This window comes from Clavibacter sp. AC415 (assembly GCF_979252985.1).
This window is the reverse complement of record NZ_CEEDAR010000022.1, coordinates 17,902-41,080: the sequence shown is the minus strand read 5'-3', so window position 1 is coordinate 41,080 and position 23,179 is coordinate 17,902. Positions and strand designations below refer to the sequence as shown.

Here is a 23,179-nt window from a genome sequence, read left to right as displayed (position 1 = left end):
CCGCACCCGCCCGAGAACAGCACCCGGCGCCGGACCCCCCTCCGCCGCCCGAACCGAGCGCGACCCCACCGCGCACCGAAGGACTCACCGTGACCCACTCCCAGGACCTCTTCGACCGCGCACGCGACGTCATCCCCGGCGGCGTCAACTCGCCCGTCCGCGCGTTCGGATCCGTCGGCGGCACGCCGCGCATGATGGTGCGGGCGTCGGGTCCGTACGTGACCGACGCCGACGGCGTGGAGTACGTCGACCTCGTCAACTCGTGGGGTCCGGCGATCCTCGGCCACGCCCGCCCGGAGGTGGTGCGGGCGGTCCAGGACGCGGCCGCCCTCGGCCTCGGCTTCGGCGCCACCACCCCCGCGGAGACGGAGCTCGCCGAGCTCGTCACCGAGCGCGTGCGCGTCGCCGGCGTCGACGGATCCCCGGACCGCCGCCCCATCGAGAAGCTCCGCCTCGTGTCCACGGGCACCGAGGCCACCATGACCGCGATCCGCCTCGCCCGCGGCTTCACCGGCCGCGACCTGCTGGTGAAGTTCTCGGGCCACTACCACGGCCACTCCGACAGCCTCCTCGCGGAGGCGGGCTCGGGCGTCGCCACCCTCGCGCTCCCGGGCTCCGCGGGCATCCCGGAGGCCATCGCGGCGCAGACCATCGTGGTGCCGTACAACGACCTCGACGCCGTCCGCGCGGTCCTCGCCGAGCACGGCCCCCGCATCGCCGCTGTGATCACGGAGGCCGCCGCCGCGAACATGGGCGTCGTGCCACCGCTGCCCGGCTTCACCGCGGAGCTCGCGCGCCTCACCCACGACAACGGGTCGCTCCTCATCTCCGACGAGGTGCTCACCGGCTTCCGCGTGCACCCGGCCGGCTACTGGGGCCTCGACAACGCCGGGCTCGCGGCCGACCACCCGGACGCGTGGACGCCCGACCTCGTCACCTACGGCAAGGTCATCGGCGGCGGCCTGCCCGTCGCGGCGCTCGGCGGCCGCGCGGACGTGATGGACCACCTCGCGCCCCTCGGTCCCGTCTACCAGGCCGGCACGCTCTCCGGGAACCCGGTCGCGGTCGCCGCGGGCCTCACGACGCTGCGCCTCGCCGACGCCGACGTCTACCGCGCGCTCGACATCGCCGCCGACATCCTCGTCTACGCCGTCGAGCTCGCCTTCGACCGGGCGGGCCTCGCGTACTCCGTGCAGCGCGCGGGCAGCCTCTTCAGCTTCACGTTCGGCACCCCGCCCGAGCGCGGGATCGTCGACTACGCGACCGTGCAGGCGCAGGAGACCTGGCGCTACCCGGCCTTCTTCCACGCGATGCTCGACCAGGGCGTCAGCCTGCCGCCGTCGGTCTTCGAGGCGTGGTTCGTGTCGGCCGCCATGGACGAGGCGTCGCTCGAGCGCGTGATCCGCGCGCTGCCCGCCGCCGCCCGCGCGGCCGCCGACGCCACCCCGCCGGCGTAGGCCGCCCGGGGATCAGCGGGCGGGAGCCAGGGAGTAGCCGCTCGTCTCCTCGAAGAACCTGCTCATCCTGACGTAGTGGTTCTGCCATGCGCCGCCGTAGGACAGGCCGCCGTGGAGGATGCCGTAGACGGTGACGTCCGTGAACCCGTTCGACGGGCTGACCAAGGGCGCCCCGGAGTCGCCGGGGATGCTCGGATTCCCCGATGAGGGCGTCGCCGAGGCGGCACCGGGCAGCCCGAACAGCACGGGACTCGGCGTCCGCGTCGTCCGCATGGTGCAGTCCGCCCCGGATGCCGCCCCGCTCCGGCAGAAGGCGAGCTCACCGCCGGGCGGCTCGGCGTACCGCGTGACCGCGGGGGTGATGTCGCGTCCGTTGGTGGAGGAGGGGAGGACGACGCGTCCGGTCGCGCGCGGGTAGTACTGGACGACGATGCTGCAGCGGATCGGTCCCGAGCCCGTCGGGCCGCACGACTCCGAGCGGGACGAGCCCGGCGGGACGGTGATGAGCTCGAGGTCGGTGTCCGGCGACTGCCAGGACACGTAGCCGTCGACGCCGCTCCCCAGCCGCACGCTCTCCCGCATGCTCGCGCAGTGCTTGGCGGTGAGGACGTACCGGGTCGCTGCGGCGGCCTGGCTGATGCGCGTGTACAGGCTCGTGTACTGGAGCACCGCTCCGGCCGTGCAGGCGCTGCCCGATGCGGAGACGAGCTTGGTGCCGGCCATCACGGGGAACCGGAGGCGGAGCGGGGAGAGCGCGCTGGCAGGCGCCCCTCCCGCGCAGACGGACAGGAGGACGAGGGCGACGACGAGGGCAGCCGCCCCCGGCGACCGGCGGCGGCGTGGGGCAGGTGATGGCATGGGGCTCTCTCGTCGGGGCACGGGGATGCGACAGCGTCGCAGGGAGCGGCCCCGCGTCGTCGGGCACCTCCACAGCTCCCGCTCGACGGGGCCCCGCCGAGTCCGCGGTCAGAGCGTGATGGCCGCGAAGCGCTCCAGCTCCACCCAGCCGTCGCGCCCGTCCGCGGGCGTCCCCGGGCGGGCGGTCGCCGGGACGCCGAGGCGGTCGGCCTCCGCGAGCTGCGCCACGTCGAAGCCCGTGAGCGCGCCGATCTCCGCCACCGCCACCTGGTAGGTGCGGTACGGCCCGAGCTCGGGGGCGTCCGCGGTCGCCGTCGTCCGGTCGAGGTCGCCGAGCTGCGGGGCCTGGTCGAGCAGGTACCCGGTGGCCGCGAGTCCGTCGTCCGCGACCCAGGCCGCGATCTTCCAGAACATCAGCGGGATCCGGACGCCGCGGTACACGGGGTCGTCGTCCGAGAGGACCGGGCCGGTGAGCACCGTCATGCGGCGGTCGCCGAGGTCCGCGTTCTCCAGCACGTAGTCCTCGAGCCCGAGCCACAGCTCCTTCGACTGGTTGAACTCGGCCGCCTGCGGGGCGGCGTTCGTGTACGCGAAGGTGTCGGCGCTCGCCCGGGCGGCCTCCGCGATGTCGCCCCACACGGGATCCCGACGGCGCACCAGGTGGCCGCGGTCGATGTCGTTGCGCGCGTACAGCTCCGGGCCGCACTGCTGGTCCTCCGGCAGGCGCGGATCCAGGTGCCAGTCGTCCGTGCGCTCCACGTCCACGAGGCGGCCGCCGTCGATGTTCACGGCCGTGAGCGCGGCGAGCCGCCGGTCGGTGTCCATGAGCACCGTGAAGTGGAGGTAGTCGAGCCGCACGGGCCGCGCGTCGGCCGGGGCCTCGGGCAGCGGGAGCGGGATGGGCAGGAAGTCGAGGTCGTAGCCGTCCATGTCCGGAGCCTATTCCCGGCCCCGGACGCCCGACCGGGCTGCGGGGCGGCCGCCCAGGGGACGGCGCGGGAGGGACGGGATCCGGACGGTCAGGCGCGACGCAGCGGTGCCGTCGCCCGCCCGCGGGCGAGCTCGGCGAACACGTCGGTCGTGAGCCGGTACGCGTGCTCGACCTCGGCGACGACGCGGGCGCGCTCGGCGTCGTCCCACGGCACCTGGTCGAGGGCCTCGCGGTAGGTGCTGCAGAACCGTCGCGGCTCGGCGATCTCAGCGAACAGGTAGAGGCCCACGCCGTTGGTGTCGAAGCCGAACTGGCGCTGCAGCAGCGTGCGCAGCAGGCGCCCGCCGGACAGGTCCCCGAGGTAGCGCGTGTAGTGGTGCGCGACGAATCCGCCGACCCAGACCGAGGCGACCGTCTCGATCCGCTCGACGTAGGCCGCCGTGCTGGCGAGCGGCCGGACCACCTCCCGCCAGTCGGCGCCGACCAGGAAGTCGAGGTCGGCCTCGATGGCCGGGAGTCGCGTGAGGTGCGGATCGATGAAGCGCGCGGCGACGGGATCCGCCGCCATGCGCTGCGTCGCCGCCTCGATGGCGCGGTAGATGAAGTAGTGCTGGGCGACGAGGGCCACGTAGTCGTCGCGGCAGCCGCGACCGGTGACGAGCGCGGTCATGAACTCGTCCGCGTCCTGGCTCTCGGCGCGCGGTCGTGCGCGGTCGCGGAGGGCCTCGGTGAGGGGGACGACGGTCATGATGTAGGTGAGCCTAACCTCATCCGCGGCCCCGGCGGAAGGGCGTGCCGCGCCCGTGACGGGGACCGTCGGCCGAGGCTCAGGAGGCGGCGGCGAAGAACACGAGGCCGAGCAGCGGCGGCACGCCCTGGATGAGCGCCGGGAGCAGGTACTTCTTGCCCGTGCTGGCGATGATGATCGAGGCGAGCACCATGCACGCGGTCGTGAAGAGCACGAGCGTGAGGCCGGCGGGCACGTTGCCGACGAAGTAGAGGATGAGGCCGAGGCCCGCGCCGAGGGCGAGGAACAGGTTGTAGAAGCCCTGGTTGTAGGCCCAGGGCTTGATGATGCGGGCCTTCTCCTGGTCCTCGACGCCGAAGCGCCCCCAGGCGAACGGCCGCTCGAACCAGACGCTCTCGAGCAGGAAGAAGAACACGTGCAGCAGGGCCGCCAGTCCGACGAAGATGGTTCCGGTGGCGGCGACCGCGGTCATGTTCCCTCACTCCGGCGGCAGCGTGCCGCATCGCGCCCAGGCTAGCGCGGGCGGTGCCTCCCGCGAGCGCGAGCGCGAGCGCGAGGACGGCGGCGGATCGCCCGTCAGGCGCGGACGTCGACGACGACGCGTCCGCTCGAGGCCCCCGCGAGGATCCGCTCGCCGGCGGCGACCGCCTCCCCGAGCGGCACCGTCGTCGTGATCGCGTCGAGGAGCGCCGGGTCGAGGTCGGTGGCGAGCCGCGACCAGGCCTCGCGGCGGAGCGCGGCGGGCGCGTCCACCGAGTTGATCCCGGCGAGCGTCACGGCACGGAGGATGAACGGCAGCACGGTGCCCGGCAGGTCGGGCCCCTGCGCGAGGCCGGCGGCCGTGACCACCCCGCCCCACCGGGTCTGCGCGAGCACGTTGACGAGCGTCGCGCTGCCCACGCTGTCCACGGCCCCGGCCCAGCGGATGCGCTGCAGCGGCTTCCCCGGCTCGCCGAGCTCCGCGCGGTCGATCACGTCCGCCGCGCCGAGCGCCCGCAACCGGTCGCCGAGCTCGTCGACGCGGCCGGTGCTGGCGACGACGCGGTGGCCGAGGCGGGCGAGGAGGGCGATCGCCACGGATCCGACCCCGCCGCCCGCGCCCGTCACCAGCACGTCTCCCGCCCCGGGCTCGACGCCGCCGCGCTCCAGGGCGAGCACCGAGAGCATCGCGGTGAAGCCCGCGGTGCCGATGGCGGCGGCGCGCCGCGCGTCGAGCCCGTCGGGCACGGGCACCAGCGCGTCGGCGGGGACCCGCACGCGCTCGGCGAGTCCGCCGTCGCGGCTCTCCCCGAGGCCGGCGCCGTTCAGGACCACCAGGTCGCCGGGGGAGAAGGCGTCGGATCCGCTCGCCGCGACCGTGCCGACGGCGTCGATCCCGGCCACGAGCGGGCTGGTTCGGGCGATGCCCGGACGGCCGCCGAGCAGCATGCCGTCCTTGTAGTTGATGCTCGAGAACAGGACGTCGAGGAGGACCTCGCCGTCGCCCGGCCCGTCCGCACCGCCCGTCGCCCGCTCGTCGGGGAGGTCGCGCAGGGCGACCTCGATGCCCGTCGTGCCGTCGTCGGCGACGGTCTGCTCGGCCACGAGCGCGCGGTACGTCATGCCGTCACGCTACGCCCGGGGCGTGGCGCGCGCGAGCGGCGGCGGCCCTCCGGATCAGCCGAAGAGGATCGCGGCCTCGTCGTAGCGGTGCTGCGGCACGGTCTTCAGGCGGCCGAGGGCCTCCTCGAAGCCGACGTGCACGATGTCGGTGCCGCGGAGCGCGACCATGCGGCCCCAGTGGCCGTCGCGGACGCTGTCGACCGCGGCGAGGCCGAGGCGCGTCGCGAGCACGCGGTCGTAGGAGGACGGGGTCCCGCCGCGCTGGATGTGGCCGAGGGTCGTGGCGCGGGTCTCGATGCCCGTGCGCTCCTCGATGATCGGGGCGAGCTGCTCGCCGATCCCGCCGAGGCGGGGACGGCCGAAGGCGTCGAGGCCGCGCTCGCCGTGCGCGTCGGCCGCGTGCTCGGGCACGAACCCCTCGGCGACGACGACGAGCGGCGCGCGCCCGCGGTCGTAGGCCGAGCGGACCCACGCCACGATCTCGTCCATGCTCGTCTTCTGCTCGGGGATGAGGATCGCGTGGGCGCCCGCGGCCATGCCGGAGTGCAGGGCGATCCATCCGACGTGGCGGCCCATGACCTCGGCCACCATGCAGCGGCTGTGCGAGTCGCCCGTGGTGCGGAGGCGGTCCATGGCGTCGGTCGCGATCTGCACCGCGGTGTCGAAGCCGAACGTGTAGTCGGTGGCGTCGAGGTCGTTGTCGACCGTCTTGGGGACGCCGACGATCTTGAGCCCCGCGTCGGTGAGGCGCTTCGCGGCGGCCAGCGTGCCCTCGCCGCCGATGGCGAGGATCGCGTCGATGCCCAGCCGGTCGAGGTTCTCCTGGATCCTCTCGACGCCGCCGTCGCCCTCGAACGGGTTCGTGCGGCTGGTGCCGAGGATCGTGCCGCCCTGCTTGCCGATGCCCTGGATGTCGCGGCGCGCGAGCGGCATGACGTCGCCGTCGACGACGCCCCGCCAGCCGTCGCGGAAGCCCACGAACTCCTGCTTGTGGATGGTCGTTCCCTTGAGCACCGCCCCGCGGATCACCGCGTTGAGTCCGGGGCAGTCTCCGCCTGAGGTGAGGATTCCGATGCGCACACGTCCATCATGGGGCACGCGTCCGCGAGACTGGGTGGATGGACACCGCGCCGGATGGGCCCCGGCACCCCGGACCGGCTCCGCGCGTCGGCCCGGACCGCCTCGACGACCTCGACGCCCTCGCGCACCGGGCCCTCGGGCTCGTCCGGGACGGCCGTCGCGCGGTGCTCGGGATCGCGGGCAGCCCCGGCGCCGGGAAGACGACGCTCGCGCAGGCGCTCGTCGCGCGCGTCGACGCGCTCGCGGGGAGCGGCACGGCGGCGGACGTGCCCATGGACGGCTTCCACCTCGCCAACGCGACGCTCGACCGGCTGGGCCGGCACGAGCGCAAGGGCGCCGTCGACACCTTCGACGGGTGGGGCGTCCTCGCCCTCGTGCGGCGCCTCCGCGCCGAGGCGGACCACCCGGTCTACGCGCCGTCGTTCGACCGGGCCGTCGACGAGGGCGTCACCGGCGCGATCGCGGTGGAGCCCGGGACGCGCCTCGTCGTCCTCGAGGGCAACTACCTCCTGGTGGACGAGGAGCCGTGGACGCTCGTCGCCGCGGAGCTCGACGAGGCCTGGTTCTGCGCGACCCCGGACGCGGAGCGCGCCTCGCGCCTCGTCGACCGGCACACGGCGGGCGGGCGCACGCCGGCTGCGGCGGAGGCCTGGGCGCGGGAGGTCGACGGCGCCAACGCCCGCCTCGTCGAGGCGACCCGGGGCCGCGCCGACCTGGTGGTGGACGGCACGGCCGCCGCGGTCCGCGACGCCGCGGGCGGCTGACCGCGACGGATCGGAGCTCGACGGATCAGAGCTCGACGGTGCCGTGCTCCCCGACGTCCTTCGGGCGCTCGCCCGTGACGACGGCCTTCGCGTACTTGATCAGCGCGACGGGCTTGGGGGTGTCCTGGTACCAGTACTCGGCGGCGTCGGCATGCACGCGCACGAGGGCCACGGACGGGTCCTCCTTGCCGCCCTCGAACCACGCCTCGGCGCCCGCGGACCACAGCTCGTCGATGCGCGCGCGGTCGCGGGTGATCTCGGCGGTGCCGGCGATGGAGAGGAAGCCGTCGCCGGTCTGCAGGGACACGTTGACCTGGTCGTTCGCGCGGATCTCGGTGGTCTTGTCGCTGGGGTCCTGCGTGAAGAACCACAGGTCGCCGTCGAAGTCGCGCTCCTGGCTGGCGAGCGGGCGGCTCACGAGCTGCCCGTGGGCGTTGACGGTGGTGAGGAGCGCGATGCGCGCCCCCTTGATGAGCTCGGCGACGCGCTCGCGGTCGGCCTGGTCGTCCTGGATGTCGGTCATGGGGTCGACGCTACGCGTGCCGCCCGTCGAGGAGGAGGGTCGGCGGCCGTGCGTACCCTGAGGGGATGGACGGAGGCGGCACGGGGACGACCCCTTCCGACGCGCGGACGGCCTACGTCCCGGATCGCGAGGTCGACCTCCGGCTCGTGCTGCGGCCCCTGTTCCGCGGCGTCGTCGATCCGACCTGCCGCTGGGATCCGGCGCCGCCCGGCTCCCGCCGCGTCGGCCTCTGGCGCACGGCGCGCACGCCCCTCGGGTCCGCGTCGCTCCGGCTCGACCCGCGCGCGGACGGCGGCGTCGACGCGCGCGCCTGGGGGCCCGGCGCGGAGTGGGTCATCCAGGGCGTGCCCGAGCTCCTCGGCGAGGGCGACGACTGGTCCGACCTCGACGTCTCGGCGCACCCGCTCCTCCGCGACGCGCACCGGCGCCTCCCGGCCCTGCGGCTGATGCGGACGAACCACGTCTTCGAGGCGATGGCGTCCGCCGTTCTCGAGCAGAAGGTCACGGGCCTCGAGGCGCGGCGGGCGTGGCGGCAGCTGATCCTCGCGCACGGCGAGCCCGCCCCCGGCCCCGTTCCCGTCGGCATGCGCGTGCTGCCGTCGCCCGAGCGCTGGCGCCTCATCCCGTCGTGGGAGTGGCACCGCGTGGGCGTGGACCCGAAGCGGTCGCGCACCCTCATCGCCGTCGCGACCAGCGCCGCCGGCCTCGAGCGGACCCTGGCGCTCGGCCGGGGGAGCGACGAGATCACGCGGCGGCTGCGGTCCGTCCCGGGCGTCGGGATCTGGACGGCCGCCGAGACGACCCAGCGCTCCCACGGGGACCCGGACTCGGTCAGCGTCGGCGACTACCACGTGCACGACACCGTGGGGTGGGCGCTGGCCGGCCACCCGGTCGACGACGACGGGATGCTCGAGCTGCTCGAGCCGTGGCGCGGTCAGCGCCAGCGGGTGATGCGGCTCATCGAGGCGAGCGGGTTCCGGAAGCCGCGCTTCGGCCCGCGCATGACGGTGCAGGACCACCGGGGGCACTGACCGGCGGGCGGGGCCTGCGGCAGGTCAGCTGTCGGCCGCGATGCCCTCGGGGAGCTGCGCGCCCGCACCCGACAGGGCGTCCACCAGGTCCTGGCCCGCGACGGTCGGGACGATGTCGCCCTGGATGCGCAGGGTCGGCGTGCCCGTGACGCCCGCGGCGCTCGCGTCCGAGGTGTTCCCGGTGATCCACGAGGAGTACCGGCCCTCGGCCACGCACGTGCGCACCGGCTCCGAGGTGACGTCGAGCGTGGTGAGCCAGGTGACGAAGTCGGCGTGGGTCCACGAGTCGGTGACCGTGGAGTGGTTGTCGAACAGGGCCGAGTGCACGGCCGGCCACCTCTCGGGCTCCTCCGCGAGGACGCAGGCCGCCGCGCTGCCCGCGACCTGGCCGTACTTCGTGACGATCTGGATGGGGTGGTAGACGACGCGCACCTGGCCCGTGGCCGCGAGCCGGTCGAGCAGGGGGCCCGTCTCCGACTCGTACTGGGCGCAGTGCGGGCACGAGTAGTCCTCGAAGACGTCGAGGGTCACGGGGGCGTCGGCCGCGCCGACGCTCACGCCGGTGCCGTCGGACGCGACGCGCACCTCGTCGCCCGTCGACAGCGGCGCGGTCGCGTCGGCGACGGGGCCCGCGGCGCTCGCCGCCTGGGACTGCCCGAGGAGGTAGAGACGCCGCCGGCGATCGCCGCGATGACGACGACGAGGCCGCCCGCGACCGAGAACTGGGCGATGAGCCGGCGGCGCTTGCGGCGGCGGTCGTCGAAGGCCCTCTCGATGCGGGCCTTCTCGCGGATCGCGCGGATCTTCTCGTTCTCATGCCGGACCATGCGCCCGATCCTAGGGAGCGGCGTGCCGCCCGCCCTGGGAGGCGCCACAGCGCCGGGTGCGGATAGGCTCGACGGGTGCCCGAAGACGCGTCGTACGCCCCCCGCAATCCCACCGGACAGCAGCACGAGCTCATCGCGGAGGTGGACGGCCGCTCCCAGCGCATGGTGATCGCGGAGGTCGGCGCCGCGCTGCGCGTGCTCCAGGTCGACGGCACGGACCTCGTGCAGTCCTACCCCGAGTCGCAGCAGCCGCCCTTCTGCAGCGGCATCGTGCTCGCGCCGTGGCCCAACCGGATCCGTGACGGCATCTGGGAGCAGGACGGCGTGATCCACCAGCTCGACATCACCGAGGTGGACCGCGAGAACGCGATCCACGGGCTCCTGGAGCACGCGCCCTACCGCCTGGTGGACCGCGACGACGTGTCCGTCACGCTGTCGGCCGACGTCCACCCGCAGCGCGGCTACCCGTTCGCCCTCGAGACGACCGTGCGGTACGAGCTCACCGGGCAGGGCGTCCGCGTCACCCACGGGATCCGCGAACGTCGGCTCCGAGGACGCTCCCGTCGCCGTCGGCACGCACCCCTTCCTCCGCGTCGGCGACGTGCCCACCGAGGACCTCGAGGTCGTCATCGACGCGCCCACGCACATCGAGGTGGACCCGGTGCGCCTGAACCCCACGGGCGTGCAGACCCCGGTCGAGGGCACCCGCTACGACCTGCGCGGCGGCGTCCGCGTGCGCGACGCGAAGCTCGACGACGCCTGGGCCGACGCCCGCGTGGTCGACGGGGTGACGCGCCACGGCGTGCAGGCGCCCGACGGCCGCCGCACCGAGATCTGGGCCGACGGCGAGTTCACCTACTGGCAGGTGTTCGTGACGCCGTGGTACCCGGCGGCCGACGGGCACGTCTGGGCGGTCGCGGTGGAGCCGATGACGGCGCCCGCCGACGCGTTCAACTCGGGCGACGGGCTCATCACGCTGGAGCCCGGATCCGAGTGGTCGGGCGCCTGGGGCATCGACCTGCACGACTGATCCCCCCCCCCGGGGGAGACAGGCTGCGCGCCCACCGGCGACCGCGGCCGTCCTGGATGTCGGCTGGGAGCCGTGGTCGCAATCCGAACGGCCCGGTGACGGTCGAGAGGATCGTCCTAGCGTCGGATGCATGACCGACACCGACGCGACCACCGCTCCCCTCGACAGCATCACCGGCGTGCACCACGTGCGCATCTCCGTCTCCGACCTCGCCCGCTCGCGCGCCTTCTACGAGGGCGTCCTGGGGCTCACCCCCGCCATCGTCAGCGAGGGCGACCCGAGCGACCCGGCCGTCCTCCAGGACCCGTCCGTCTTCTTCGGCGGCGTCGTCTACGGCGTCGGCGACCAGCTCCTCGGCCTGCGTCCGGTGGAGGGCGACGGCGGCCAGTTCGACCCCGCCGTCCGCGGCCTCGACCACGTGAGCCTCGCGGTCCCCTCGCGGGACGAGCTCGTGAAGGCGGCCGCGCTCTTCGCCGAGCGGGGCATCGCCCACGGCGAGGTGACCGACATCTCCGGCATGTCGATCCTCTCGGTGCAGGATCCGGACGACATCAACGTGGAGCTCGTCTTCGCCGGCTGATCCGGCGTGCGGGGCGGCGGCTCGTGCCGCCGGCCCCGCGCCCCACGTGCGTAGCATCGATCAGGTGCACCGGACAGCACGCAGGACACGGTCGAGGAGGACGCGATGACGACGACGGATCCCCTGGCGCTCGAGAGCCAGGTCTGCTTCCAGGCGGTCGTGGCCGCCCGCACGGTGGTGGCCGTCTACCGGCCGATCCTCGAGCCGCTCGGGCTCACCCACCCGCAGTACCTCGTCATGCTCGCGCTCTCGGGAGCGCGACGAGCGCTCCATCTCGGACCTCGGATCCACCCTGCAGCTCGAGCCCGCGACGCTCACCCCGCTGCTCAAGCGCCTGCAGGCCGCCGGGTTCGTCGACCGCGCGCGGAGCACCGTCGACGAGCGCGTCGTGGTGGTGTCGCTCACCGCGCGCGGGCAGGAGCTGCGCGAGCGCGCGCTCGACGTGCCCGCGCAGGCGGCGGCGCGCACCGGCCTGACGGTCGCCGAGCTGGAGGCGCTGCGCGACGCGCTCGACGACGTGGTCGGCCGCCTCACGGGCGCGCTGGCCGACGACCGCGCCGCCTGACCGGCCGGCCGCGGCTGCCGTCAGCCCCCGGTCGCCGGGCCCTCGCGGGTGAACGTGAGGAAGTCGCCGAAGGACGCCACGAGGTCGGCCTCCACGGTCGCGGGCGCCCCCGGGTCGATGGAGACGCCGACGCGGTTCCCGATGGTGTCCGGCCCCCAGCCCGTCAGCCAGCCGGCGCGTCCGGCGGGGCTCTCGGCGAGGGCGTCCGCGACGTCCATGAGCTGCCGCTCCGTGCGCTCGACGGTCGCGAACCGCATCGGATCGGCACCCGCTATGTCGACGATGCGCTGCCGGACGTCGGCGCCGACCTCGCCGACGATCGCCACGACCATCACCTGCGGCTCGGCCACCGGGTTCTCGAACCACACGCCGCCCGATGCGCCGAGCGGGGTCAGCACGGCGCGCATCGCCTCGAGCTTGGGGGCGAGCGTCTCCTGGCGCGCGAACTCCGCGGCCTCGGCGGGCGCGAGGCGGAGGCCGGTCCAGTCGCTGGTCACCGAGTCGGGTGACGCCGCGACCGCCTCGACGTAGGCGCGGTCGGAGCGCAGGGCGAACACCCGGCGCTGGAGGACCTGACGATCGATCTCGTCGCGCTCGGCCGCGGGGGCGGCCGCCGGAGCGTCTGCCGCGGCCGCGCGGATAGCCGGGCGATCCTCCGTGCGCGAGGCGGTGGCGACCGCGAGGGTGCCCGCCCCGACGACGGTGGCGGCCGCGATCGCGACGACGGCGTGCATCCGGTGCGCGTGCGTGCGCGGCATGGCGACGGCCTCTCCGCGGAGGGGCGGTCCGCTCGACGATCATCCCGCGCGGTCGAGGCCCCGGGCAAGGGGCGGGGATCGCCGCCGGGCGGCATCGCCGCGTCCTCCCGGGCCGCTCGTCTACACTGCCGACGATGCCCGTCCCGTCCTCGATACCGCCGCGCGTCCAGCGCGTGATCCGGGGGCTCGCCGCATCCACCACCGCCACGTTCGTGGCCGCGCTCTTCCACGAGGCCGGCGGCGGCGCCGCCCCGTCGTGGGGCGTCGTGGCGTTCGGCCTCGCGCTCGCCTCGCTCGCGGCCGTCGCGCTCGCCGGCACGCGCACCGTGCTGTGGCGGCTCGTCGCCGCGGTCGGCGTGAGCCAGCTCCTCTTCCACGGCCTGTTCACGGCGGCCGACGCGGGCGGATCGGCCGTCGCGGCGGATCCGCACGCGAGCATGGGCCACGGCGCGTCGGCGCTCGCGCTCCCGGGCCTCCCCGCGGCCGCGTCCGGCGGGGCCGGCGCCCCGATCGGGCTCGATGCCGGCATGCTGCTCTCGCACGGCGCGGCCCTCGTCGTGACCGTGCTCGCGCTCCGTCACGGAGAGGCGTCCCTCCGCGCGCTCCTCGCGGCCTCGGCGCTCCGCGTCGTGCGCGCCATCGTGATCCCGTTCGTCCGGCCGGACGGTGCGCTCGCCACGGGGCTCGTCCCGACGACCCCCGCGCCACGCTCGCTGCGCGACCTCTGCGCCCGGCTCGGCCGACTGCAGTACCGCGGCCCGCCGCGCGCGCGGCTCCTCGTCGCCGCCCTCGCGGCGGCCTGACGCGCCGGTCGGATCCGGCCCCCGCGCGAGCCCGCTCGTGCCGCGGACGCGACGCCCCGTGCAGCGCCCGCCCCCTCCACTCCCTCATCCCCCGGACGCCGGCCCCGCCGCGTCCGCACCCGGGGCCGCCTCCGCGCGGTCCGGAACAGGACATCCCATGACCTCCTCCGCCCCCTCCCGCCGCCGCCGCGCGGTCCGCTCGGCCGCCGCGCTCGTCGGCGGCGTCGCGCTCGCCGTCGCCGCGCCGCTCGCGGCCTCCGCCCACGTCCGCGTCTCGCCCGACCAGGCGGCAGCCGGCGGCTACAGCACGCTGACGTTCACGGTCCCGACCGAGTCCGCGACCGCCACGACGACGCGCGTCACGGTCGACCTCCCGCAGGACACCCCCTTCTCGAGCCTGTCCACCGAGCCGGTGCCCGGCTGGACCGCCGCCGTCACCACGGAGGCGCTCGACGCGCCCGTGCAGACGGACGACGCGACCATCACCGACGCGCCCATCGAGGTCACGTGGACCGCCGACGACGGCGTGGGCCTCGCGGCCGGCGAGTTCCAGCGCTTCACCGTCTCGGTGGGACCCGTGCCCGACACCGGCAGCATCGTGCTCCCGGCCCACCAGGGCTACTCGGACGGATCCGTCGTGGACTGGGACGAGACGACCCCGGCCTCCGGCGAGGAGCCGGAGCACCCCGCGCCCGTGCTCTACGTGGACGACATGCCGCCCGCCGACGCGATGAGCGCCATGACGACGACCGCCGCGCCGGACGCAACCGTGGTCGCGGCCCCGGACTCGAGCGCCACGACCAGCGCGGTCGCGGTGGGACTCGGCGTTGGCGGGCTCGCCCTCGGCGCCGTCGCCGTCGTGGTGGCCGTGTTCGCGCTCACCCGCGTGCGCCGCGAGAGCGGTGACCGGGCGTGACGCCCGGGCACCCGACCGCCCGGCGTCCTCGCCGGGCGCCGTCCCCGACGCGGCACGGCGTGCTCCGCCGGGTGGCGGCGGGCCTCGCCGGTGCCGCGCTCGCGACGGCCGCGCTGGCGGTCGCCGGGCTGGCGCAGGGGAGCGGACCCGACGGGGCGTCGCCGGCCTCGGCCCACGACTACCTCGTGTCGAGCTCGCCCGCGGCCGGCTCGACGGTGGACGCGCCGCCGACGGAGGTCGCGCTGACCTTCAGCGACGTGATCCTCGACCTCGGCGCGGGCGGGGACGCATCCGACGGCTCGGCCCCCGCCTCGGGCGGCTCGTCGGTCGTGCAGGTGACCGGGCCCGACGGCGCCGGCACCCGCTTCGAGACCGGGTGCGCCGTCAACGCCGGGCGCGTGGTCTCGGTGCCCGTCGCGCTCGGCGGATCCGGCGAGTACCGGGTCACGTCGGCGCGTGGTCTCCGCGGACGGGCACCCCGTCTCCGACTCCATCGCGTTCACGTACCGGGCGCCCGCGGGTGCGGTCGCGTCCGCAGGGACCGAGGCCGGACCGGACTGCGGGGCGTCACCGGGCGGGGCGGCCGGATCCGGTGCGTCGTCCTCCGCGCCGGCCGCGGGCTCCGACGCCGGCGCCGCGGATCCGTCCACGGCGGACGCCGGCACCGCAGCCGCGCAGGAGGCGGGCGTCGCGCCGTACCTCGGCGTCATCGTGGGCGTGGGCATCGGGATCGTCGTGCTCGCGGCGGCCGCCGTGGTCCTCATCGTCGTCACCGGTCGGCGCCGGCCCGCCGACGCCGCGGGCTCCGGCACCGGTCCGGCCGGCGACGGGCCGCCCGCCGAGTAGCCGCGTCGCCACCTCGCCGCGCAGCCGCGCGACCGCCCGCCGCCCTCTCAGCCCGCTCCGTGCCCCATGACCTCCACTGCGCGGGCGAGGGCGTCGCGGCACGCGCGGATCCCGGGCCGGTCGAGGCTGCCGACGCGCGACGACGTGAACACCGTCCGGCGCGGCGAGCCGGGCAGGCCGACGAGCCGCACGTCGGGCTCGCGACCCGCCCACACCAGGTCCGGCAGCACCGACGCGGCGTGACCGGCGCGCACGAGGTCGATGTGGGCCTGCAGGTCGGCCGTGACGTAGCGCACGTCGGGCTCGAACCCCGCGACGCGGCACACCTGCTCGGCGAAGTGGCGCGACGCCGTGCCCGCAGGCTCCATGACCCACGGCAGCCGCCGGGCGTCCGAGACCGAGCGGATGTCATCCCGGCCGGGCGGGAGGCCCAAGCGGAGCGGGTCCACGCACAGCTCCTCGCGGTCGAGGTCGGCGGGCCGCGGCGCCGCGTGCGCGGGGTACTGCTCGGCGATGACGAGGTCGTGGTCGCGCGCCCACACGTCGTGGAGGCCCGACTCGGGCTCCCGCATGGTGATCTCGACCCGGAGGTCGGGGTAGTCGTCGCGGAGGATCGTGAGCGCCGGTGGCACGAGCGCCAGGAGCGCCGACTGGAACGCGGCCATGCGGATGGTGCCGGAGACGTTCGCGAGCGACGCGTTGACCTCGGTCTCGGCGCGCTCCAGCCGCTCGAGGAGCGCGGTCGTGTGCTCCACGAGGATCTCCGCCTGCGGCGTGAGCACCACCCGTCGGCCGACCCGGCGCAGCAGCGTGACCCCGGCCTCGCGCTCCAGCTGCGAGAGCTGCTGCGACACCGACGAGGGGCTGAAGGAGAGCGCGTCGGCGACCGCGCCGATGGTGCCGCGGAGCTTCAGCTCGCGGAGGAGGCGCAGGCGCCGCATCTCGAGCACGTGCGCCTCCCGCCGTTCCGGCCGATGCGTGGAATCATCGGCAGGGCCGCACGATGATCATCGGAAACGTTCAGCGCATCCGATGGGAGCATGGTCGCACACTGGGAGGGCGCGCGTGGAGCGCGACCGCCGACGAGGTCGGCCCCGCACGAGACGAGACGAAGAGGCCCGCATGACCGCCGAGACCGCATCCGCCCCCGGGACCGCCGCCGTCCCCGTGATCGCCCCCGACCGCGAGGACCTCGCCGACCGGGCCGTCGCCCTCGTGCGCACGTGGCTCGCCGAGGCCGCGACGCACCCGGCGGACCCGTCGGCGGAGCGGCTCGCGGGCGTCCTCAAGGACGAGCACGGGCTCGACTTCACCATCGGCTTCGTCGACCGGGTCGTCCGCCCGGAGGACCTGCCGGTCGCCGGCAACAGCCTCGCCGCGCTCACCTCGAAGACCCCCGGCTTCCTCCCCTGGTACATGCAGGGCGCGATCCGCGCGGGCGGGATCCTCGGGCCCGTCCTCCCGCAGGTGGTCGTGCCCGTCGCGCGCCGCGTGCTCCGCGAGATGGTCGGCCACCTCATCGTCGACGCGACGAGCGACAAGCTCGGCCCGGCCATCGAGAAGCTGCGCGCCGGCGGATCCCGCCTCAACCTGAACCTCCTCGGCGAGGCCGTGCTGGGCGAGCAGGAGGCCGCGCGCCGCCTGGCCGGCACCCGCGAGCTGCTCGCCCGCGACGACGTGGACTACGTCTCCATCAAGGTGTCGTCGGTCGTGTCGCAGCTGTCGATGTGGGCCTTCGATGAGGCCGTCGACAAGGTCGTCGAGCGGCTGACCCCGCTGTACGAGCTGGCGGCGGAGGCCGCGGCGCCGAAGTTCATCAACCTCGACATGGAGGAGTACAAGGACCTCGACCTCACCATCGAGGTCTTCACGCGCGTGCTCGACCAGCCGCAGCTGAAGGACCTCGAGGCCGGGATCGTGCTGCAGGCGTACCTGCCCGACGCGCTGGCCGGGCTGCAGCGCCTCAGCGTCGTGGGCCCAGGAGCGGCGCGCGGCGGGCGGGGCGCCCATCAAGGTCCGCATCGTCAAGGGCGCGAACCTCGCGATGGAGCAGGTCGAAGGGCGGATGCACGACTGGCCGGTCGCCACCTGGGCCACGAAGGAGCAGACCGACACGCACTACAAGCGCATGCTCGAGCACGCGCTCCAGCCCGCCGCGGCCGACGCCGTGAAGGTCGGCGTCGCCGGCCACAACCTCTTCGACGTCGCGTACGCGTGGCTCCTCGCCGAGGAGCGGGGCGTTACCGACCGGATCGAGTTCGAGATGCTGCTCGGCATGGCGACCGGCCAGGCCGAGGCCGTGAAGCGCACGGTCGGCGGCCTCCTCCTCTACACGCCCGTCGTGCACCCGACCGAGTTCGACGTGGCCATCTCGTACCTCATCCGCCGCCTGGAGGAGAACGCCAGCCAGGAGAACTTCATGTCGGCGGTGTTCGAGCTGAGCACGTCGAGCGAGCTGTTCGCGCGCGAGGAGTCGCGGTTCCGGGCGTCTCTCGCGGGCGTCGACGACGCGATCCCGGCGCCGAACCGCACGCAGGACCGGCGCTTCCCGCCCGAGCTCGACGACGTGGATCCGCTCGCCGAGCCGGAGACGCCCGAGGAGCCGGAGGACGAGGTCGACCCGCAGCTCACCAACGTGGTGCAGGGCTTCACGCGCGGCTCCCTGCTGACGCCCGCGGCGCTGGGGGACCCCGACGCCTCCCCGACGCCGTTCCGCAACGCGGCCGACACGGATCCGGCCCTGCCGACGAACCGCGCCTGGGGCCGGGAGATCCTGTCGCGCGTGGCCGCCTCGCAGCTCGGCGTCGCGACCATCGACGCCGCGCGCATCGGCTCGACCGACCAGCTGGACGACGTCATCGACGGCGTGCGCACGGCCGCCGCCGCGTGGGGCGCCCGTCCCAGCGAACAGCGCGCGGCGCTCCTGCACCGCGTGGGCGTCGCCCTCGAGCGCAACCGCGCGCGCCTCATCGAGGTCATGGCGTCCGAGACCGGCAAGACCATCGCCGAGGCCGACCCCGAGGTCAGCGAGGCCGTGGACTTCGCCCACTACTACGCCGAGCGCGCCCGCGACCTCGACCGCGTGCAGGGCGCCCGGTTCGTGCCGTCGCGCGTCACCGTCGTCGCGCCGCCGTGGAACTTCCCCGTCGCCATCCCCGCCGGCAGCATGCTCGCGGCCCTCGCCGCCGGCAGCGGCGTGGTCGTGAAGCCCGCCGGGCAGGCCCGCCGCTCCGGCGCGGTGCTCGTCGAGGCGCTCCGCGAGGCCGGCGTGCCGCGCGAGCTGCTCGCGCTCGTCGACGCGGGCGAGGCCGAGTTCGGCGAGCACCTCATCTCCCACCCGGCCGTCGACCGCGTGATCCTCACCGGCGGCTACGAGACCGCCGAGGTCTTCCGCTCCTGGAAGAGCGACCTCCCGCTCCTCGCGGAGACCAGCGGCAAGAACGCCATCATCGTCACGCCCAGCGCCGACCTCGACCTGGCCGCGGCCGACGTCGTGAGGAGCGCGTTCGGCCACGCCGGCCAGAAGTGCTCGGCGGCGAGCCTCGTGATCCTCGTGGGCTCGGTCGGGAGGTCGCGCCGGTTCCTCACGCAGCTGACCGACGCGGTGTCGTCGCTGCGCGTCGGATACCCGTCGGATCCCACCACGCAGATGGGCCCGATCATCGAGCCCGCCGCGGGCAAGCTCAAGCACGCCCTCACCCAGCTGGGCGTCGGGGAGAGGTGGCTCGTCGAGCCCGAGCAGATGGACGAGACCGGCCGCCTGTGGTCCCCGGGCGTGCGCGACCGCGTGCAGCCGGGGTCGTACTTCCACCTCACCGAGTTCTTCGGGCCCGTGCTCGGCGTCATGCGCGCGCGGAACCTCGCGGAGGCCATCCGCTTCCAGAACGCCATCCCGTACGGCCTCACCGCGGGGCTGCACAGCCTCGACGCGCGGGAGCTCGAGCAGTGGCTCGAGACCGTCGAGGCGGGGAACCTGTACGTCAACCGCGGGATCACGGGCGCCATCGTGCAGCGCCAGCCGTTCGGCGGCTGGAAGCGCTCCTCGGTCGGATCCGGCACCAAGGCGGGCGGCCCGAACTACCTCATGGGCCTCGGCTCCTGGGTCTCCGACGCGGGCCGGCACTCGAGCTCCCTGCACCTGCGCGGCCTGTCGCCGCGGGTCACCGAGCTCATCGAGTCGGCGCAGCCCGCCATCCGCTACGAGGACTTCGACCTGGTCCGCCGGTCGGCGCTCAGCGACGCGGTGGCGTGGCACGAGGAGTTCGGGCAGGTGAAGGACCCCAGCGACCTCGGCGTGGAGCGCAACCTGTTCCGCTACCGTCCGCTGCCGGTCACGGTGCGGCTCACCGAGTCGGGCTCGCTCGCGGAGCTCCTGAGGGTGCTCGCGGCGGGGCGGCTGGCGCGCGCGGAGATGCACGTGTCGGTGCCGGGGATCCTGCCCGCGGGCCTCGGCCAGGTGCTCGACGACCTGCCGAGCGTGCACGTGACCATCGAGACCGACGACGCGTGGCTCGCCCGCGTCTCCTCCTCCGGCATCGCGACGGAGCGCGTGCGCCTCGTCGCCGCCCGCGGCTCGCGCCTCGTCGAGGCGCGGGCGCTCTCGGACGCGCTCCGCGGCACGCCCGACGTGGCCGTCTTCGCCGACGAGGTGACCGCGGCCGGTCGCGTGGAGATGCTGACCTTCCTGCGCGAGCAGGCCATCAGCATCACCGCGCACCGCTTCGGCAACCCGGACGACTGGAGCGAGGCGGTCATCTAGGTGCGGACGGGGGTCGAGGTCCGCGCGCTCGCGCGGCCTCCTCGCGGTCGGGGTCGCGCTCGACAACCCGCGCGCCCGGGCGCTGTACGAGCGCCTGGGGTACCGCGGCACGGGTGAGGTGACGACGAGCGCGTACGAGTACGTGGACGATGCCGGCCGCACGCGGCAGGCGACCGAGACGGACGAGTGGCTGGTGCGCGAGCTGGGCTGACGCGGCGCTGCGCGGCAGGGGTCGACCCGTCCCGCGACGCGGGCTAGCCCTCCGTCGTCTCCCGTCCGTCATCGGGCAGGAACCGCACGGGGTGATCGGCGACGGGCAGCCCCGACGCCCGGATCCGCGCCTCGACCGCGTCGTGCGCCGCGGCGGGCACGGCGACCTGCACCTTCGCGACGCCGTCCGTCTGCGAGTCCGCATCGTCGGCGGAGAGCTGGGTCACCCCGTCCTCGGTGACGAGCCCGTCGACCAGCGCCCGCCAGCGATCGTGCTCGCCCGGCCCGATCGCGATCCCCAGGGCCATGGTGTCGATCTGCACGGTCCGGTCCGCGTCGAGGCCGGCGGCGTCGCGCAGGTCGTCGGCGTGCGCGACGAGCGGGAGGGAGCCGGCGATGTCGCGGCCCTCGAGGTCGACCGCGACGAGCGCGAGGCTGCCGTCCTCCCGGAGGACCGGCTGCAGGTCGACGCCCGGGACGAGGGCACCGGCCGCCTCGACGATGCCGGCGACGTCGAAGCCGACGTCGAGGCAGCGGGAGCCCGTGGCGGGGATGTCGTCGTTCACGATCACCGTGGTGGACGCACCGGCGTCGACGACCAGCGACCACGCGACCGGGCCGGGGTACTCGGCGGCGCAGGTGGCGGCCAGCATGCCCGGGAGGTCCGCCGCGGCGACCTCGACGTCCACGCGCGCCTGCGGCTCGGAGAACGTGGGCGCCTCCACCCAGCGTTCGCTGGAGGTCACCCGCGCGCCGGGCAGCGCCTCCAGGCGCGCCACCTCCCGGTCGAAGCCCGCGTCGGGCCGCGCGAAGTGCGTCTCCGAGACCGTCCAGCCGGCGAGCACGAGCGCCCCGCCGAGCAGGGCGACCACCACGAGACCGATGACGGAGTTCCTGATCCACCTGACCATGCCCGACTGTGGCACGCGCGGGCGTCACGGCGGAAGGCGGCCGGGTGGACAGCACGCGAACGTCCTCCCTCCTGTCACGATGGGCGGATGGACGAGACCTCGGCGCGGACCACCCGCGCTGGAGCGTCGTGAGGCCCGGGGACGGCGCGGTCCGGGTCGCGGCCGTGCACGTGGACGCGACGGCCGACCGGGCCGCCCGCACCGCCGCCGGACGGGACGCGCTCCGGGCGCTCGCCGCGGAGCTGGTGGGCGCCGACGCCGCCGACGTCACCGTGCGCGCCCGGTGCGCGACCTGCGGCGGGCCGCACGGGCGGCCGGTGCTCGGCGGATCCCGCGCCCTCGACGCCCTGCACGCGAGCGTCGCGCACGCGGGCGACGCGGTCGTCGTCGCGGTGAGCGGGCGCGGGCCGATCGGGATCGACGCGGAGCAGCGCGGCCGGGAGGCGCCGCCCGGCACGACGCTGGCGCGGTGGGTGCGGATCGAGGCCGTGCTCAAGGCCGACGGTCGCGGGCTGCTCGTCGATCCGGCGCTCGTCCGCTTCGAGGCCGAAGCGACGGGGGTGACCGCGTGGATCGACGGAGAGGAGGCGCGCTACCGGGTGCGGGACCTGGAGCTCGGGGCGGATCGGGTGGCAGCGCTGGCCCAACAGGATGCCGGTGATCCCGAGCGGCGCGCGCCCACCGCCCTCCGACGACCGGGCGTCTCGAGGGCGCGCTCGTCTCATCGGGATGCGCGCGTCATTCGTTCTCCGCCTGGTCGATGACGAACTCCGTGAACCCGGGGACCGTGAACGACAGGTGCCCGTGCTTGTTCGCGTCGACGAGGCCCTTGTCCAGGAGCTTCTGCCGGGGGACCGAGATGGCCCTCGTGGTGGTGCCGAGCGCATCGGCGAGGGACGCCCGCTTCACGTCCTCTCCGCCGAGCCGCGCGATGGCGACCAGCATGTCCTGTTGCCGGGGGCTCGCCCCACGCCATCGGGCGGTGAAGAGCGTGCGCATCTCCGACTCCACGGCGGGCAGCGCCTCTCGCAGGTCGGCGAGCGTGATCACGTCGTCCGGCGCGAGCCCCTCACGGTCCAGCCGGTGGGCGGCAGCTCGCCAACACGCGTCTCCGATCAACTGGACCTTGTACGGGTACCCGCCCGATTCGGCGGCTCCGCGGTCGATCGCGGCTGCGTCCCATCGGACTCCGGCCGCCGCGGCCGTGACCCTCGAGCGCCTCCCGCGCACCGGCAGCGGACAGCCCGTGCATCGGCTGGAACCGGAAGCGCTCGCTGAACGTCACCGCCCTGTTGATCTTCGTGGGCGCGCCGGGGAGGCCCACGGCGAAGAGCGCGGTCCGGGGCTGCTCGGGATCGAAGGGCCGGAGGGGGTTCATCTCCTGCCATGCGTAGGCGATGGTCCGCAGGCTCCTCGGGATCCGATTCTTGGATCTCGTCGATCAGGATGACGATCCCGGCGTCACCGTCGTGCACGACCGAGGCGAGGGCGGCACGGAGGGCGAGCTGGAGCCCCTTCGCGGAGGCCGCGGTACGCGTCCTCCCGGGAGCGGTGAGGGTCACGCCCACCTGCGCGATCCCGGGCGCACCCACTGTCACCGTCGCCGAGTCGATGGACTCGAGCGCAGTCCGACGAAGACGGGTGCCGCTTCCACGACCTGCTTGAGCTCGCCGAGCAGCGAGTGCACCAGGTCCTCGTTCGGATCGGCGGTGATCAACACGGTCCGGACCCCGTAGCCGCCGAAGATGCGCTGCGCCTCCCGGAGGAGCGAGGTCTTGCCGATGCCCCGAGGACCATGGTCGACCTGGACGCGAGGGACGAACTGACCGTCTGCGCTCACCCGCTGAGCGGCTTCCCGGAACTGCTGCAGCTTCTCCGCTCGGCCGGGCAGGCCCGCGGGGATGGAGCCCGGCGTGTACGGACTGAGCGAGAGGCTCGCAGGGCGGCCATCGTCGTTATACATCGAACTCGAGTATAACG

General features: G+C 74.9%; 23 protein-coding genes and 5 pseudogenes. 14 read left to right on the top strand and 14 right to left on the bottom strand.

Annotated features, from left to right (window positions below; translation table 11 throughout):
- Positions 1-89 precede the first annotated feature (89 nt).
- Positions 90-1,457, top strand: coding sequence for a glutamate-1-semialdehyde 2,1-aminomutase (hemL, locus tag ACZ411_RS15120; RefSeq protein WP_104289579.1), 1,368 nt, complete (start codon positions 90-92; stop codon positions 1,455-1,457).
- A 12-nt stretch (positions 1,458-1,469) separates the two neighbouring features.
- On the opposite strand, the gene ACZ411_RS15115 is transcribed toward hemL, so the two are convergent.
- The 6 genes from ACZ411_RS15115 to ACZ411_RS15090 all read right to left on the bottom strand — a co-directional run bounded on the left by ACZ411_RS15115 (position 1,470) and on the right by ACZ411_RS15090 (position 6,676).
- Complete coding sequence (locus ACZ411_RS15115) at positions 1,470-2,315, bottom strand: chymotrypsin family serine protease (protein ID WP_464171437.1); 846 nt, start codon at positions 2,313-2,315, stop codon at positions 1,470-1,472.
- A gap of 108 nt (positions 2,316-2,423) precedes the next feature.
- Entirely contained in the window at positions 2,424-3,245 is an 822-nt protein-coding gene (locus ACZ411_RS15110; protein ID WP_464171435.1) for a DNA/RNA non-specific endonuclease, read from the bottom strand.
- 89 nt (positions 3,246-3,334) lie between these two features.
- A complete protein-coding gene (locus tag ACZ411_RS15105) occupies positions 3,335-3,994 on the bottom strand; it encodes a biliverdin-producing heme oxygenase (protein WP_464171433.1) in 660 nt (219 codons plus the stop codon).
- 79 nt (positions 3,995-4,073) lie between these two features.
- Positions 4,074-4,466 (bottom strand): DUF1304 domain-containing protein, encoded by a 393-nt coding sequence (locus ACZ411_RS15100; protein WP_104289575.1) that lies wholly within the window; start codon positions 4,464-4,466, stop codon positions 4,074-4,076.
- 104 nt (positions 4,467-4,570) lie between these two features.
- Positions 4,571-5,596, bottom strand: a complete 1,026-nt coding sequence (locus ACZ411_RS15095; protein ID WP_464171431.1) for an MDR family oxidoreductase — start codon at positions 5,594-5,596, stop codon at positions 4,571-4,573.
- Between the two features lie 54 nt (positions 5,597-5,650).
- A complete protein-coding gene (locus ACZ411_RS15090) occupies positions 5,651-6,676 on the bottom strand; it encodes a 6-phosphofructokinase (RefSeq protein ID WP_094115051.1) in 1,026 nt (341 codons plus the stop codon).
- Between the two features lie 38 nt (positions 6,677-6,714).
- Between ACZ411_RS15090 and ACZ411_RS15085 the strand changes: the two genes are divergently transcribed.
- On the top strand, positions 6,715-7,440 hold the full coding sequence (locus ACZ411_RS15085) for a nucleoside/nucleotide kinase family protein (protein ID WP_464171428.1): 726 nt from the start codon (positions 6,715-6,717) through the stop codon (positions 7,438-7,440).
- Positions 7,441-7,465: 25 nt separating this feature from the next.
- Here the strand turns inward: ACZ411_RS15085 and ACZ411_RS15080 are convergent, their stop codons facing one another.
- Complete coding sequence (locus ACZ411_RS15080) at positions 7,466-7,963, bottom strand: pyridoxamine 5'-phosphate oxidase family protein (protein WP_104289572.1); 498 nt, start codon at positions 7,961-7,963, stop codon at positions 7,466-7,468.
- A gap of 65 nt (positions 7,964-8,028) precedes the next feature.
- Between ACZ411_RS15080 and ACZ411_RS15075 the strand changes: the two genes are divergently transcribed.
- Positions 8,029-8,994, top strand: coding sequence for a DNA-3-methyladenine glycosylase family protein (locus tag ACZ411_RS15075; RefSeq protein ID WP_464171426.1), 966 nt, complete (start codon positions 8,029-8,031; stop codon positions 8,992-8,994).
- 24 nt (positions 8,995-9,018) lie between these two features.
- Here ACZ411_RS15075 and ACZ411_RS15070 read toward each other — a convergent pair whose 3' ends face one another.
- Both ACZ411_RS15070 and ACZ411_RS15065 read right to left on the bottom strand, forming a co-directional pair.
- Positions 9,019-9,579, bottom strand: a complete 561-nt coding sequence (locus ACZ411_RS15070; protein ID WP_464171424.1) for a DsbA family protein — start codon at positions 9,577-9,579, stop codon at positions 9,019-9,021.
- A complete protein-coding gene (locus ACZ411_RS15065; protein ID WP_464171421.1) occupies positions 9,549-9,821 on the bottom strand; it encodes a hypothetical protein in 273 nt (90 codons plus the stop codon). The genes ACZ411_RS15070 and ACZ411_RS15065 overlap by 31 nt, the downstream gene beginning before the upstream one ends.
- Before the next feature lie 162 nt (positions 9,822-9,983).
- Here ACZ411_RS15065 and ACZ411_RS15060 point away from each other — a divergent pair.
- The 4 genes and pseudogenes from ACZ411_RS15060 to ACZ411_RS15045 all read left to right on the top strand — a co-directional run.
- Positions 9,984-10,295: pseudogene (locus ACZ411_RS15060) on the top strand (aldose epimerase family protein); the annotation flags it as partial.
- Positions 10,296-10,419: 124 nt separating this feature from the next.
- Positions 10,420-10,851, top strand: a pseudogene (locus tag ACZ411_RS15055) (aldose epimerase family protein); the annotation flags it as partial.
- Between the two features lie 130 nt (positions 10,852-10,981).
- A complete protein-coding gene (locus ACZ411_RS15050) occupies positions 10,982-11,431 on the top strand; it encodes a VOC family protein (RefSeq protein WP_104343978.1) in 450 nt (149 codons plus the stop codon).
- Between the two features lie 105 nt (positions 11,432-11,536).
- Positions 11,537-11,996: pseudogene (locus ACZ411_RS15045) on the top strand (MarR family winged helix-turn-helix transcriptional regulator).
- 20 nt (positions 11,997-12,016) lie between these two features.
- Here the strand turns inward: ACZ411_RS15045 and ACZ411_RS15040 are convergent.
- Complete coding sequence (locus ACZ411_RS15040) at positions 12,017-12,754, bottom strand: alpha-lytic protease prodomain-containing protein (RefSeq protein ID WP_464171419.1); 738 nt, start codon at positions 12,752-12,754, stop codon at positions 12,017-12,019.
- 134 nt (positions 12,755-12,888) lie between these two features.
- On the opposite strand from ACZ411_RS15040, the gene ACZ411_RS15035 reads away from it, so the two are divergent.
- The 4 genes and pseudogenes from ACZ411_RS15035 (at position 12,889) to ACZ411_RS15020 (ending at position 15,319) form a co-directional block, all read left to right on the top strand.
- Positions 12,889-13,557, top strand: coding sequence for a hypothetical protein (locus ACZ411_RS15035; RefSeq protein ID WP_464171417.1), 669 nt, complete (start codon positions 12,889-12,891; stop codon positions 13,555-13,557).
- A gap of 157 nt (positions 13,558-13,714) precedes the next feature.
- On the top strand, positions 13,715-14,473 hold the full coding sequence (locus tag ACZ411_RS15030) for a YcnI family copper-binding membrane protein (protein ID WP_104289565.1): 759 nt from the start codon (positions 13,715-13,717) through the stop codon (positions 14,471-14,473).
- Positions 14,470-14,862: pseudogene (locus ACZ411_RS15025) on the top strand (copper resistance CopC family protein); the annotation flags it as partial. The gene ACZ411_RS15030 and the pseudogene ACZ411_RS15025, both read left to right, overlap by 4 nt.
- A gap of 67 nt (positions 14,863-14,929) precedes the next feature.
- Positions 14,930-15,319, top strand: a complete 390-nt coding sequence (locus tag ACZ411_RS15020) for a hypothetical protein (RefSeq protein ID WP_464171414.1) — start codon at positions 14,930-14,932, stop codon at positions 15,317-15,319.
- A gap of 47 nt (positions 15,320-15,366) precedes the next feature.
- Here the strand turns inward: ACZ411_RS15020 and ACZ411_RS15015 are convergent, their stop codons facing one another.
- Complete coding sequence (locus ACZ411_RS15015; RefSeq protein WP_094115062.1) at positions 15,367-16,269, bottom strand: LysR substrate-binding domain-containing protein; 903 nt, start codon at positions 16,267-16,269, stop codon at positions 15,367-15,369.
- Here ACZ411_RS15015 and ACZ411_RS15010 point away from each other — a divergent pair.
- Positions 16,214-17,224, top strand: a pseudogene (locus tag ACZ411_RS15010) (proline dehydrogenase family protein); the annotation flags it as partial. The gene ACZ411_RS15015 and the pseudogene ACZ411_RS15010 overlap by 56 nt on opposite strands.
- Before the next feature lie 103 nt (positions 17,225-17,327).
- The gene (locus ACZ411_RS15005; protein ID WP_464171513.1) at positions 17,328-20,078 is read left to right on the top strand and encodes a proline dehydrogenase family protein; all 2,751 of its coding nucleotides are present in this window, start codon (positions 17,328-17,330) and stop codon (positions 20,076-20,078) included.
- Positions 20,079-20,332: 254 nt separating this feature from the next.
- On the opposite strand, the gene ACZ411_RS15000 is transcribed toward ACZ411_RS15005, so the two are convergent.
- Positions 20,333-21,199, bottom strand: a complete 867-nt coding sequence (locus ACZ411_RS15000) for a hypothetical protein (RefSeq protein WP_464171412.1) — start codon at positions 21,197-21,199, stop codon at positions 20,333-20,335.
- Between the two features lie 128 nt (positions 21,200-21,327).
- Here ACZ411_RS15000 and ACZ411_RS14995 point away from each other — a divergent pair, with 128 nt between their 5' ends.
- Complete coding sequence (locus ACZ411_RS14995) at positions 21,328-21,963, top strand: 4'-phosphopantetheinyl transferase family protein (protein WP_464171410.1); 636 nt, start codon at positions 21,328-21,330, stop codon at positions 21,961-21,963.
- On the opposite strand, the gene ACZ411_RS14990 is transcribed toward ACZ411_RS14995, so the two are convergent.
- Both ACZ411_RS14990 and ACZ411_RS14985 read right to left on the bottom strand, forming a co-directional pair.
- The gene (locus ACZ411_RS14990; RefSeq protein WP_464171408.1) at positions 21,938-22,318 is read right to left on the bottom strand and encodes a helix-turn-helix domain-containing protein; all 381 of its coding nucleotides are present in this window, start codon (positions 22,316-22,318) and stop codon (positions 21,938-21,940) included. The genes ACZ411_RS14995 and ACZ411_RS14990 overlap by 26 nt on opposite strands.
- A gap of 475 nt (positions 22,319-22,793) precedes the next feature.
- Complete coding sequence (locus ACZ411_RS14985; protein WP_464171406.1) at positions 22,794-23,162, bottom strand: ATP-binding protein; 369 nt, start codon at positions 23,160-23,162, stop codon at positions 22,794-22,796.
- Between the last annotated feature and the right edge of the window lie 17 nt (positions 23,163-23,179).

Coding starts and splice junctions, on each gene's coding strand:
- ACZ411_RS15115 (WP_464171437.1), bottom strand. CDS start 2,315: ATGCCATCACCTGCCCCACGCCGCCGCCGGTCGCCGGGGGCGGCTGCC.
- ACZ411_RS15110 (WP_464171435.1), bottom strand. CDS start 3,245: ATGGACGGCTACGACCTCGACTTCCTGCCCATCCCGCTCCCGCTGCCC.
- ACZ411_RS15105 (WP_464171433.1), bottom strand. CDS start 3,994: ATGACCGTCGTCCCCCTCACCGAGGCCCTCCGCGACCGCGCACGACCG.
- ACZ411_RS15100 (WP_104289575.1), bottom strand. CDS start 4,466: ATGACCGCGGTCGCCGCCACCGGAACCATCTTCGTCGGACTGGCGGCC.
- ACZ411_RS15095 (WP_464171431.1), bottom strand. CDS start 5,596: ATGACGTACCGCGCGCTCGTGGCCGAGCAGACCGTCGCCGACGACGGC.
- ACZ411_RS15085 (WP_464171428.1), top strand. CDS start 6,715: ATGGACACCGCGCCGGATGGGCCCCGGCACCCCGGACCGGCTCCGCGC.
- ACZ411_RS15080 (WP_104289572.1), bottom strand. CDS start 7,963: ATGACCGACATCCAGGACGACCAGGCCGACCGCGAGCGCGTCGCCGAG.
- ACZ411_RS15075 (WP_464171426.1), top strand. CDS start 8,029: ATGGACGGAGGCGGCACGGGGACGACCCCTTCCGACGCGCGGACGGCC.
- ACZ411_RS15065 (WP_464171421.1), bottom strand. CDS start 9,821: ATGGTCCGGCATGAGAACGAGAAGATCCGCGCGATCCGCGAGAAGGCC.
- ACZ411_RS15050 (WP_104343978.1), top strand. CDS start 10,982: ATGACCGACACCGACGCGACCACCGCTCCCCTCGACAGCATCACCGGC.
- ACZ411_RS15040 (WP_464171419.1), bottom strand. CDS start 12,754: ATGCCGCGCACGCACGCGCACCGGATGCACGCCGTCGTCGCGATCGCG.
- ACZ411_RS15035 (WP_464171417.1), top strand. CDS start 12,889: ATGCCCGTCCCGTCCTCGATACCGCCGCGCGTCCAGCGCGTGATCCGG.
- ACZ411_RS15030 (WP_104289565.1), top strand. CDS start 13,715: ATGACCTCCTCCGCCCCCTCCCGCCGCCGCCGCGCGGTCCGCTCGGCC.
- ACZ411_RS15000 (WP_464171412.1), bottom strand. CDS start 21,199: ATGGTCAGGTGGATCAGGAACTCCGTCATCGGTCTCGTGGTGGTCGCC.
- ACZ411_RS14985 (WP_464171406.1), bottom strand. CDS start 23,162: ATGTATAACGACGATGGCCGCCCTGCGAGCCTCTCGCTCAGTCCGTAC.